The organism is Aquiflexum sp., from assembly GCF_977115555.1.
Window position 1 is genome coordinate 1 of sequence record NZ_CDSBKL010000602.1, and the last position, 1,785, is coordinate 1,785.

Genomic DNA, 1,785 nt, shown 5'->3' on the forward strand with positions numbered 1-1,785 from the left:
TACTAGGTACAATATACTTTTTACCAAATAGTTAGATTTTTAAATCAGGATTGTCAGGTCCGAAGTGCTTCAGCATGACAATAGGATCGGTTTTGGAATGATTGGTGATTTTTACCCCTGCCATAGCAGCTTTTTCACTGACGAAATACTCGTCATGCGTCAATTGTCCAAAACGGATCAAAGCCGGGGTTTCGATATCCCATGCTCCCATTTTTCCATGACCCTGCATCATGATCATTCCATATGCGGCGTTGTCAGTGATGGTTACAGTCTGACCTGGGAATACTGTCAGTTCTTTGGCGCTGTAATCGTGAGAGCGGTAGCAAATCCAAGACTCGTGGAATCCTGCTGCATGCATGGTGGCTTCATCATGAACAGGCTTTGGTTCCATGTAGTGGTTATCCATCAGGTTTGGATTGACATTCAAATCCCAATCGATCATCTCCAAAAGCAGCTCATAATCTCCGATTCTGTCTTTTGGAGTAGCATTCCACAGCAATTCATCCGGGATAATCGCTTCATTGACCAAAGATTGGTACATGGCAAATATATCAGAGGCTTTTTGTGGTTCGTAGGTACACAGGCTTCCGGGGGCATGGAGCATTCCCGGTGGCACATCCCAACCTGTTCCGGGCTGAAGGCGGAATGCCTGAGAATAATTGGTGATTTTGTTATCCCCTTTGTTGAAGTTTTTCAGACATTCCAAAATGGTTTCTTTGGATGTCCCCGGTGCAATTCCGAAGAAAGTATATGGGAAATCCCCGCCGTGGTTGTTCACCTGAGGAGGGAAATAATAAGCTTCAGGCTTACCGTTTTGTCCGGTCAATGCACCAAATTCATCACTCGGATGGATATGGTGGGGGAGTGGTCCCATGTTGTCAAAAAACTTGGAGTACATCGGCCATGATTTATACTTGTTCCAAAGCCGGTCTCCGATAATTTGTGCACCGAGTTCAGCTATGGCATCTTTTAAAAGAAAGAGTTCTGTTTTGCCGCCTTCTTCCAAAGCGATATGACTGAGTCCTTCATTTTTGCTTGTCAAAGGACCATTTTGTGCAGGGGTGGTGGAAGAAAACCACCGCTCATCAATGCCGCCACGTGCTCCTCCTAGTGCGTAGTAATCGTCAGGATGAAGTTTGATCCTTCTTCCCGGAACACAAAAAGAACGGGGAACCCATGTCGGGGTCAATCTCAAAATGCCTTCTCCTTGTTCTAATGCTTTTTTTGCCAAACTCATGGTTGCTATTGGTTATTGGGTTATTGCTTGTTTATTAATGTTTATGCTTTTGATCCTTTCAGATATTTATTGAAATTGAAAAAAGAGGTTTTTTATTAATTAGACTAGTTTTTCAATTTCCACTTTTGAAGAAATAATTCTGATTTCCAAGTCATAACCTCTTTTTTCCTTGGGTTGCAATTCAATCAAAGTCCCGTTTTTTCTTGCACCGCTTTGACCGATCGGTGGATTGGTGGCCGGCTCGAGGGCGGTCACATATTCACCTTTGCCCCAATGTTGCCAATTGATCAGCCAAGGCAATTGATTCTTATTGAAAGTCAGTGTAAGTCCTATGCCAAGGTTTTGGTTGACAAATCCGCAGGTACTTTTTCCGTTTTTATCAGCTTTGGGATCTATGAAAGCTACATCTTCCCCAAATCCCGCATGGGCATCCATTGGTGCCGGGCACTTTTTGAAGTTGTTGTTCTGGTTGAAAATTCTGTTGTCCGGATCATTGTCCATGGAATTCCAGTTTCCTTCCCAAAGGATATCTGTTCCCTCATCGATCA

General features: G+C 43.6%; 2 protein-coding genes. Both read right to left on the reverse strand.

The window, feature by feature from the left end; translation table 11 throughout:
• Positions 1–31 precede the first annotated feature (31 nt).
• A complete protein-coding gene (locus tag ACZFYI_RS19995) occupies positions 32–1,237 on the reverse strand; it encodes a hypothetical protein (protein ID WP_462525882.1) in 1,206 nt (401 codons plus the stop codon).
• 99 nt (positions 1,238–1,336) lie between these two features.
• On the reverse strand, positions 1,337–1,785 hold a 449-nt coding region (locus tag ACZFYI_RS20000; protein WP_462525883.1), incomplete at its 5' end, for a DUF4432 family protein.